7 protein-coding genes and 4 tRNA genes are annotated in these 9,786 nt (G+C 36.6%); 2 read left to right on the top strand and 9 right to left on the bottom strand.

The genetic code is table 11. The annotated features are described in order from the left end of the window. Nucleotides 1–160 precede the first annotated feature (160 nt). The 4 genes from ABW51_RS08970 to ABW51_RS08955 all read right to left on the bottom strand — a co-directional run bounded on the left by ABW51_RS08970 (nucleotide 161) and on the right by ABW51_RS08955 (nucleotide 546). Nucleotides 161–236: transfer RNA gene (locus ABW51_RS08970), tRNA-Thr, on the bottom strand. Between the two features lie 3 nt (nucleotides 237–239). After that, nucleotides 240–314 (bottom strand) — tRNA-Gly (locus ABW51_RS08965). A 42-nt stretch (nucleotides 315–356) separates the two neighbouring features. After that, nucleotides 357–441 (bottom strand) — tRNA-Tyr (locus ABW51_RS08960). A 29-nt stretch (nucleotides 442–470) separates the two neighbouring features. Next, nucleotides 471–546 (bottom strand) — tRNA-Thr (locus tag ABW51_RS08955). 214 nt (nucleotides 547–760) lie between these two features. Between ABW51_RS08955 and coaA the strand changes: the two genes are divergently transcribed. After that, the gene (gene coaA / locus ABW51_RS08950; RefSeq protein ID WP_053466470.1) at nucleotides 761–1,696 is read left to right on the top strand and encodes a type I pantothenate kinase; all 936 of its coding nucleotides are present in this window, start codon (nucleotides 761–763) and stop codon (nucleotides 1,694–1,696) included. Nucleotides 1,697–2,086: 390 nt separating this feature from the next. Here the strand turns inward: coaA and cydC are convergent, their stop codons facing one another. The 5 genes from cydC to ABW51_RS08925 form a co-directional block, all read right to left on the bottom strand. Continuing rightward, on the bottom strand, nucleotides 2,087–3,745 hold the full coding sequence (gene cydC / locus ABW51_RS08945; protein WP_053466469.1) for a thiol reductant ABC exporter subunit CydC: 1,659 nt from the start codon (nucleotides 3,743–3,745) through the stop codon (nucleotides 2,087–2,089). Next, entirely contained in the window at nucleotides 3,738–5,483 is a 1,746-nt protein-coding gene (locus ABW51_RS08940) for an ABC transporter ATP-binding protein/permease (RefSeq protein WP_053466468.1), read from the bottom strand. The genes cydC and ABW51_RS08940 overlap by 8 nt, the downstream gene beginning before the upstream one ends. 127 nt (nucleotides 5,484–5,610) lie before the next feature. After that, nucleotides 5,611–7,542, bottom strand: a complete 1,932-nt coding sequence (locus ABW51_RS08935) for a TonB-dependent receptor domain-containing protein (protein WP_082318435.1) — start codon at nucleotides 7,540–7,542, stop codon at nucleotides 5,611–5,613. 26 nt (nucleotides 7,543–7,568) lie between these two features. Next, nucleotides 7,569–8,033, bottom strand: coding sequence for a TonB-dependent receptor plug domain-containing protein (locus ABW51_RS10395; RefSeq protein ID WP_053466466.1), 465 nt, complete (start codon nucleotides 8,031–8,033; stop codon nucleotides 7,569–7,571). Between the two features lie 437 nt (nucleotides 8,034–8,470). Continuing rightward, nucleotides 8,471–9,139 (bottom strand): Abi family protein, encoded by a 669-nt coding sequence (locus ABW51_RS08925; protein ID WP_053466465.1) that lies wholly within the window; start codon nucleotides 9,137–9,139, stop codon nucleotides 8,471–8,473. Nucleotides 9,140–9,653: 514 nt separating this feature from the next. Here ABW51_RS08925 and ABW51_RS10390 point away from each other — a divergent pair. Next, on the top strand, nucleotides 9,654–9,786 hold a 133-nt coding region (locus ABW51_RS10390), incomplete at its 3' end, for a PT domain-containing protein (RefSeq protein ID WP_269432152.1).

Here is a 9,786-nt window from a genome sequence, read left to right as displayed (position 1 = left end):
GCCGATTGTACCCACGTTTACGTGCGGTTTTGTACGTTCAAATTTTTCTTTAGACATTGAAATAGTCCCTCTAAATAGACACGGTTATCGATGGGTAAATTAAACCACATTAACCAATAAATTTGTTTGCTGTTTTATGAAAGGAAGAGAATTATAAGGCTGGTGCTGATAGGCGGATTTGAACCGCCGACCTCACCCTTACCAAGGGTGCGCTCTACCAACTGAGCTATATCAGCGTTTGGAGCGGGCAGCGGGAATCGAACCCGCATCATTAGCTTGGAAGGCTAAGGTAATAGCCATTATACGATGCCCGCAAGTCCTAAATTCGTCTGTCCCATCAGGATCCATCTAAAAGATGGTGGAGGGAGAAGGATTCGAACCTTCGAAGGCTGAGCCAACAGATTTACAGTCTGCCCCCTTTGGCCGCTCGGGAACCCCTCCACGCTAAATGAATACTTGATACGAAAGAATGGTGCCGACTATCGGAATCGAACTGATGACCTACTGATTACAAGTCAGTTGCTCTACCTACTGAGCTAAGTCGGCGTGTCGTAAGCAAGTGAGGCGTATTATATGGAAAAAACTTTTCGTGACAAGTTTTTTTTCTAAAAAAATTATTTTTTTTGCGTGTTCGTTTAAATCACAAGCAAAAATGTGAATTTTTAACCAAATCTTATTAAATTTACTGAAAAACAAATGCGCACATGCCTGTTATAGAGTATATTTTTCTTCGTTTATTTAGCTATCAAATGAAATTATTGTGGAATTTTCAACTCAGCAAACACCTTTTTTAAGCTTTAATCGTGAACAATGGGCGGAATTACGTAAATCCGTTCCATTAAAATTGACAGAACAGGATCTCAAACCACTCTTAGGTTTTAATGAAGACCTTTCATTAGATGAAGTAAGTACGATTTACCTGCCTCTAACACGTCTTATTAACTATTACATTGATGAAAATCTACATCGCCAAACGGTACTACATCGTTTTTTAGGCAGAAATAATGCCAAAACACCTTACATAATTAGTATTGCTGGCAGTGTTGCTGTTGGGAAAAGCACTTCTGCACGTATTCTACAATCGCTACTTTCTCATTGGCCAACTGAAAGAAAAGTTGATCTCATCACAACAGATGGGTTTCTTTATCCATTAGACAAGCTTAAACAAGAGAATCTTTTACAAAAGAAAGGATTTCCCGTTTCTTATGACACACCTAAACTCATTCGCTTTTTAGCAGATGTGAAATCAGGTAAAAGCAATGTTACAGCACCAATCTATTCTCATTTAACATACGATATTATTCCCGATGAATTTGATGTGGTAGATAAACCTGATATTCTCATTTTAGAAGGATTAAATGTTCTTCAAACAGGCAATAACAAAACAAATCAAACCTTTGTATCAGATTTTGTTGATTTCTCTATTTATGTCGATGCAGAAGAAAAATTACTGAAAGAATGGTACATCAAACGCTTTTTAAAATTCCGAGAAAGTGCATTTAATGATCCTAATTCTTACTTTAAACATTACGCAAGTTTATCAAAAGAAGAGGCTATTACGACGGCAAGTAAAATTTGGGATGAAATTAACGGGTTAAATCTCAATCAAAACATTCTTCCAACCCGTGAGCGAGCAAATTTAATTCTAAAAAAAGGTGAAAACCATCAGGTAGAGTTAGTTAAATTGAGAAAATAGATTAAAAGTGCGGTAGAAATAAAAAGTCTACACTATTTACTAAAGGACGGATGACCATAATTGTGTTGAAGACGGTCCTTTCAATATTAGTTAAATTCCTACCTATATTTTTATTGTCCAAGGAAACGTACCATTGCAGCATTATCCAAATAGTTTCCTTCTTAGACATACTTTGATTCGGCAAGGATTCGACGATAAGCCAGCTATCTTAGACTAAATGTAAAATGTTCCTATGGGATTTATGCTTTGCTATTTTTTTGTCATCTAACAATAGTTCAAGCATAATTCCCCAAAAGTTAATATCAATAGCAATATTCAGCTATTTAAAATATCAGCCTCTTCTAACAAAAAAATCGCACCTTTAACAGTGCGATTTTTTGTTGTCTTAGTTTAGGACATTCTGCCGTTTTCTATACCAATCACCTGATCACAAATAGCCATAGTGGATTGGCGATGGCTGACGAGAATAATCAATTTTTCAGTTTTTACATCGAGTAATGATTTCAAAATCATTGCTTCGTTTAAGCTATCCAAATTGCTGGTTGGCTCATCAAGCAAGATAATAGGTGCATTGTGTAAAAATGCTCGCGCAATACCGATACGTTGTTTTTCACCATCAGACAGGTTACCGCCCAATTCCGTCATTTTTGTTTGATAACCTTGTGGCAAGCTTAAAATGAAATCATGAATTGAGGCTTTCTTCGCGGCTTCCATAATTTCTTCTAATGTTGCATTACGGCGCGCAAGGCGAATATTTTCCTCAATAGTTTCGTTGAAAATATAGGTTTGCTGAGTAATGTACGCCATATTGTCACGCAAACTACGAGTGTTGATATTCGGTAAAGTTTCGCCGTTAATTTTGATGCTGCCTGATTTTGGATCGTAAAAACGCATCAGTAATTTCAACAAGGTACTTTTACCGCTGCCACTTCTGCCGTGAATCCCTAAAATTTCTCCTTTTTTCACAGATAAGCTGACATCCGATAAAATTTGTTCTTCACCATAAGCAAAGTTGACGTTTTCTACATCAATGCGAGAAACATCTTTTAAATCGACCGCACTTTCTACGTCTTTTAACTCAGGTTCTTCCGCTAACAAACTTAATACACGCTCACCTGAAGCCAACGTTTGTAACAAATTGCTTGAAAGGTTGCTTAAGGCAATAACTGGGCCATAGCTCGACATCAATAAAATCACACCAACTAAAAAGGCAGTGAAATCAATTTTATCTAAGCTAAATAAAATTAAGCCAGTAAACAGCATAATGATGTTGAAAACGGATACTGCCACTTCAGTATAAACACGAACTTTCGCTTCTTGGTCTTTAATACGCTCAAAAGCCGTATCAATTTTTTGGCTACGTTGTTGAATTTCTTCTAAGCGTTGTTTTGCATAACCAAAAAGCTGAATTTCTTTCATTCCTCGTACGCTGTCGAGGAAGAAATCATTCATTTCGCCTACTAATTCACGATAGCGTCTGCCATCTTCACGCGCTAATTTGGTGGTGATAATTGGTAGAATCACACCTACCGTTAAATAAGCAGCTAATGCCACAAGTACAAACCAGCCTGAAAGATGCGCAAAGACCAACAATAAAATCGCAGAGGTAAAGAACGCGATCATAATTGGCGCAATGGTATGCGCATAGAACACTTCGAGCAATTCAATATCATTGGTGACTAATGACACTAATTGCCCAGCTTGTTTATCTTGTAACTTCACAAAAGCTAAGCGGCGCAAAGAAGAAAACACTTTGTCACGCAATAATGCCAATAATTTAAAAGCAATATAGTGCCCAGACATTTGCTCTAAATAACGCAATGCGCCACGAGCCACCGCTAACACGATAAGTGCGGTCAAAATTCCGGAGAAACTTAAATGGGTGTCAAAGTTAAGAAGATTCACTAACCCCATCGCACCCAGCACCATAATAAAGATGGCAGCAAGGAAACCGAGCGTACCCATAGTAATGGTAAACGCCATAATATGTGCGAGTGGAGTCACTAATTTCAACAAATGCCCCATTACAACAAAACCATTTTTACGCATTTGCCACCTCTCTAATTTGTTCTAAATCTTTTTGTTGTTGGAACATTTCAGCATACGCACCTTGTTTTTCCATTAGCTCTTTATGTGTGCCTTGCTCAATCAATTTGCCTTGGTCAAGTACATTAATACAGTCCGCATTTACCGCATTTGCCAAGCGGTGAGAAATCATCACAATGGTTTTTTGCTGTTTAAATTGTTGAATGAACTGCAAAATAATTTCTTCGCTTTCCACATCAATATTACTGGTCGCTTCATCAAAAATATAAAGCTCGGCATTGTGTAATAAAGCACGCGCTAAGGCTAAACGTTGAATCTGACCGCCCGATAAATTCGCACCACGGCTTAATAATTGCATATCTAATCCGCCATTTTCGCGTACAAATTGGGCAAGATTCACTTGTTCTAAACAAGCATAAATTTGCTCGTCATTGGCATCAATTTTCGCCATTGTCATATTTTCACGCAGCGTGCCCTTAAACACGTAGCTGCTATGGCTCACCAACGATACTTTTTGATAGAAAGAAGTGCGGTCTATTTCTGAGGCGTTTTGTCCATTAAACAAAATCTCACCTTGTTGCGCTTTATTAAAGCCCATCAACAAGGAAACTAAGGTTGATTTACCGCAACCACTTTTACCCACAAATACAGAAAGTTGGTTTGGTTGAATCGTTAAAGTTAAACCTTGAATTGCTGGTTTTTCTGCAGAATACGCAAAATGTAGATCTTTAATTTCCACTTGAACGTTATTTTTGGCTTCAAAATCTACCGCACTTTGTTGTGTTTCCACAGGCGTATCAAGCAATGTGAAAATTTTATCTGAAGCCGCTTTACCATTCATCGCCACGTGGAAGAATGAACCAAGCAAACGAAGCGGAATAAAGAACTCAGAAGAAAGTAGAATAAATAAAATCACGCCTAACACGCTGAGTTGTGCATCTTGGAATTGCAATAGTGCGGTTAAAATCCCGATTGCTGCGCCACCATAAGCGAGTAAATCCATCAGTGAAACCGAGTTAAGCTGCATGGTAAGTACTTTCATGGTGATTTTGCGGAAATGCTCTGCTTCTTCATCCATTGCTTTCGCTTTGTAAGCATCATCTTGATAGATTTTTAACGTAATTAAACCTTGTAGGTTATCTAAAAAGCTACTGCCTAATCCCACATAAATCGACCAATATTTTGCCAAGAGTTTTTTCGCAATTTTATTCACCGCAATAATCGACATAGGGATAAGCGGCACGCAAATTAATAAAATAATGGCTGTTTTAAAGCTGAAAAAGATCAGGAAAGCAAAGAGAGTTAGGGGAGCAAGCAAGCTATAAAAAAGCTGCGGCAAATAACGCCCAAAGTAGATTTCAAGCTGTTCTACACCTTCTGATGCCACCTGGATAATGCTTGAAGTGGATTGCTGGTTCACTTGGTTAAGCGGCATAGAGGCTAATTTACGATAAATGAGGCTACGTAATTCATGCTTCACTTTTGTGCTGGCAAAATAAGAAGCCTGCACCGATTTTTTACCCGCAAAAGCACGCAATGCTAATGCCGCAATTAAAATCGCACCAAAACCCACCGCACTTGACATCGTCAATTCTTTAAAATAAGCGGCCTGTAAAATATAAGAAAACACGACGGCACTAATAATCCCGCCAACTAACGCCACCCAATTCCACAACACCGTGACGCCAATCCATTTTTTACTATCGGCCACCGTGTTAATTAGGCGTTTATCTATCATCATAATGATTGCTCCTAAAATAAAAAGAAGCACGCATAGAATTATGCGTACTTAGTGTAGGGTGGGCTTCAGCCCACCAAAATATCTCACGATTGTTTGTTGGTGGGCTGAAGCCCACCCTACAAATTAATTAGAATCGAATTTCTACAGAGGCTGCGAAGTTACGACCTGGTTGGTAATAACGTTGAAGCCCAGGATAGCCACCGTATGTAGGATCAGGATCCACACCAACAGAATTAACTACAGCACCAGTATCATTTAAACCACGTAACGCATCCCAAGTGTGATATTTACGATTAAATAGATTGTAAATACCTGCGCGCAAAGTAACATTGTCTGCTACTTTATAAAAACCAAACATATCAAACACAAATGCTTTGTTATTTAAATGTTTCCAAGTTTTTAACTCTGTATAGGTATTCGGTTTTACTGGACATCTTGTTGTGCCATAGTAATAAGGCACCCTAGGAACAGGACATTGTTCAACAATATCACCATATTGAGCATCTTTAGCTTTTTTTGCGCCAAGATAAGTCAAGCGAGAAAAGATCCCCCATTTCCCTTCTGGCTGCTCATAATCCAATCCAATAATGGCCTTAATCGGCTGAATGGATATTAAACTAGCCCCATTAGACATGTTTCCTTGGCTATAGCCTAATGAACCAAATAATTTCCACCCATTTGGAATTGGTGTAACTTCATTTAAATTAAGTTTACCCGTAAATTCAATACCATAGATTTTAGCAGCATCACTATTTTGCATTTGTTGAGCGGGTTTCCATTTATGCAAGGTATCGCCAGTTAATGGATCCTCTTCAGTGTAATGCTCTGCTGTTTCTTGTTCAAATAAGAAATCTTTATAACGGGTATAATGTAAATTAAGAGAAAACTCACCTAAATTCCCTTTTCCAACCAAGTTAAGATTCTGAGTTAAACTTTTTTCTGCTTTAAGATTTGGATTAGATACCCAAATTCCTGAATTGCTTACAATCCCAGTAAGATGATTCTTTCGATAATCAAAATACATTTCTGATGCATTTGGTACACGGAAACCAGTACCGACATTATAAGCAAGTTTCCAGTCATCATTGATTATTTTTTCAATTCCTGATGTCCAGCTAACATTATGGAATTTTGCATTATCTGATTTTTCACAGAATGGACATTGTAAACCATTTAGACTTTGTTGAACATGTTTTGCCCAGTCATAACGAACTCCAATATGCCCCTTCCACTCTGGTGTAAACTCAATATTATCATGCAATGATATTGTGTAATGACGAGTTTTAATGGGATGCATCATTGTTGAGTCAGGTGATCGAATCCATTTTTTATTCGGATCCGACCAGCTCTCGTAGGTATAATTAAAATCCTGATGCAGGATATCAAATTTTCGTTCTGAGATCGCAGCCTTAAATGAAAAAGTATGATTACCTATACCCAGATCATTTGGCTGGCTATCTACACGAAAATTAATCCGTTTAAATTTAGTATTAAAGAAACGAAAGTTATTATTATCAGGCTCACTCCCTCTGTAGGCATTAGCTCTATATCCCTCATAATTATAAGCCGCAGTTTGTGTTTTTTGATAATCAATATCAGTTTTAACCAATGCAATCAATTTTGAATCTGGCATATATTCATAAAACACATTGACCGTATCTCGTTTAGCACGATCGTCAGCTTCACGCCAGTTGTGTTCAGAGGTGATGACTGAATCTTCAATTGTATAATTTTTATTATGTGAACCACTGTAAGAAATTCCAACTCTGTGGCTATCATTAAAACGATATGCAAATTTCGCTAAATAACTGTGATTATTATGCGTTGAATCATCAGGAGTTTGTTTACTATGACCACGAGAACGTGTGTAATATCGATCTTCAGGAATTGTATATTCTCCAGCACTTTTCATCTCATGTCCGTAGCGATTGGAATAAAGCAATAAGGCTTCCGCTTTTTCTCCCACATACGCAACACCTAAAGTATTTACCCATTCAGTGTTTCGAGAAGCGTATCCCGTACGATATAACGCACCAAATTTTCGACCGTTTCTTACAATATCAAAAGGTTCAAGTGTACGATAATTTACCCCCCCCCGATATTACCACTTCCTTGATTGAAAGAATCTGCGCCCTTAGCAATATCAATCGTACGAGCAAGCTCAGGATCAATACTCTGACGAGAAGTATTTAAATTACCATAACGTTTGTAAAGTGAGTTTTCTTCAGAATCAGGCAAAGCTACGCCATCAATACTAATACCGACACGGTTGTCTTCTACACCTCGAATAGCGAAACCTTTTTGATGACGACCTTGATCGACCACCCCAACGTCAGGGCTATAACGCACAAGATCTTTATTATTTTGAATTAATTCTTGTTGAATAATTTTCGCTGTTTTCTTTTCAGAATGATTAGCTTTTGTTGAGCTATCCAATTCCGTAGAAACATTAATCGTCTCTAATTGCTCCTCAGCCAAAGCATAACTCGTAACAGACATGCCTGCAGTAATCAGCAACAGAGCATAAGGGGTCAATTTATGTTGTTTCATTTATGATTTCCTCAAGTTAATAAACAGGTGGATTATAAAAAATAAATTTATTATTGAACAGATTTTTGAGAATTATTTTTATTTTGTTCTAAATCAAAAGTTCTAAATTTAGAACATAACATCTTCATTCAATCAGCTAAAAAATCATGTAGATGCAAAAACAGAGAGTTTATTAGATCGCTTTACGCCCCTATAAAAATTAGCGAACATTCATTCAACTTGAGCTTTACTGCTTGTTAAAACCCAAAGTGTAGTCAAAGTGATTTTAGTGAAACCAAACTGAATCAAAACGGATCTGGTGGTTAATGGGGGGGGTAGAATAAAAAATGAGCATTTACTGTTCTGTTTAGATTGACTTTGACACTCATATACTAAACAGGAAATGCTCATTTTTCATTATGATTTGTCAGATCAGGTCTGATCTTCTACATTTGTAGTTAGATTGGCTTCTTATTTAAAAGATTAATAATTTTATTGGAATATAGATTGTTAATAACTAAGTATAAATCATAATCAATTTTACTAAATACCCACATAACTTGTTTCAGAATTTTCTTTAAATCTTTATTGAAGATGGGATCGTGATGACAGATTCTGTTTCTTATATTCACTCTCAAATTCTTTGTGACTTTTATAATAAATAATATATCCTTATCTTTATTTGAGTTTTCAAAAGAGATTATTCTATAAGCATATAAAAGAGGCATATTGTGAGGCTTACGAGGATTCCAAAAGAAAAATTTCTTCAAAAAACCTTCCCAAAAGTGAAAATGTAAACTAGATATGATTTTTCCATCAGTCGCATTTCTACCTAATTCTTCAACTTTTTCTCTTAATTTGGGACTTTGTCTAAGTATTTGTTTCTGTCTGATACCATAATGATCATACGCATCTATTGATCTGTAAATAGCATTTCTTAATGAAACCTCATATATATTACATAATTCAAGAAAATAGCCAGCTATTTCAGAATTCCATTCATATAAAGCAACGATGTTGTCATTAATACTTTCTGAAGTTTTATTTTTCACATAGTTTTTGTATGTAGATAATCTTTCCTTACTAAGTGCTTTTTCTAAAATAAGAAATTGCGTTGCTGATAACATATAATCCTACTTATCACTTGACATTTGAATTATTTTACCATAGACTCCGCCCCGACGATAGGGAACGTTGGTCACTGATAGCATTATCAAACCCCCCCTACAATATTGAGACAAGGCCACCTAAAAGGTGGCTTTTGTCATTTTTAATTCCTGAAAATCATCGTTTTCAACTAAATCAATAATGCTACGCAATTTATAAAATCATCATAATGATTGCTCCTAAAATAAAAAGAAGCACGTATAGAATTATGCGTACTTAATGTAGGGTGGGCTTTAGCCCACCAAAATATCTCACGATTGTTTATTGGTGGGCTAAAGCCCACCCTACAACTACTAATATCAACAATCAACGGCTCGCATTACAGGAAACAAGCGCATTTAAACATAGAGCATAATGAGAATAATTTTTATTGTTTGATTTTGATCAAAAACTCACTTTTAGTATTGTGAGAAAACACTTATTTATGTATTATATTTAGTAATTATTATCATTTTCTTTATTATAGGGTAAAACATGACTAACTTTAAATTCAGCCTGCTTGCTTGCTCTATTGCATTTGCATTAAATGCAAGCACAGCCTATGCTACCCAACCAACCAACCAACCAACCAACCAACCAACCAACCAACCAACCAACCAACCAACCA

Source organism: Haemophilus sp. C1 (genome assembly GCF_001276515.1).
Classification (GTDB): domain Bacteria; phylum Pseudomonadota; class Gammaproteobacteria; order Enterobacterales; family Pasteurellaceae; genus Haemophilus.
This window is presented reverse-complemented; position numbering and strand designations above follow the sequence as displayed.

Bases quoted from the DNA above. Each gene is read 5' to 3' on its own strand.
- ABW51_RS08940 (WP_053466468.1), bottom strand. From the start codon at position 5,483: ATGATGATAGATAAACGCCTAATTAACACGGTGGCCGATAGTAAAAAA.
- ABW51_RS08925 (WP_053466465.1), bottom strand. From the start codon at position 9,139: ATGTTATCAGCAACGCAATTTCTTATTTTAGAAAAAGCACTTAGTAAG.
- cydC (WP_053466469.1), bottom strand. From the start codon at position 3,745: ATGCGTAAAAATGGTTTTGTTGTAATGGGGCATTTGTTGAAATTAGTG.
- ABW51_RS10395 (WP_053466466.1), bottom strand. From the start codon at position 8,033: ATGAAACAACATAAATTGACCCCTTATGCTCTGTTGCTGATTACTGCA.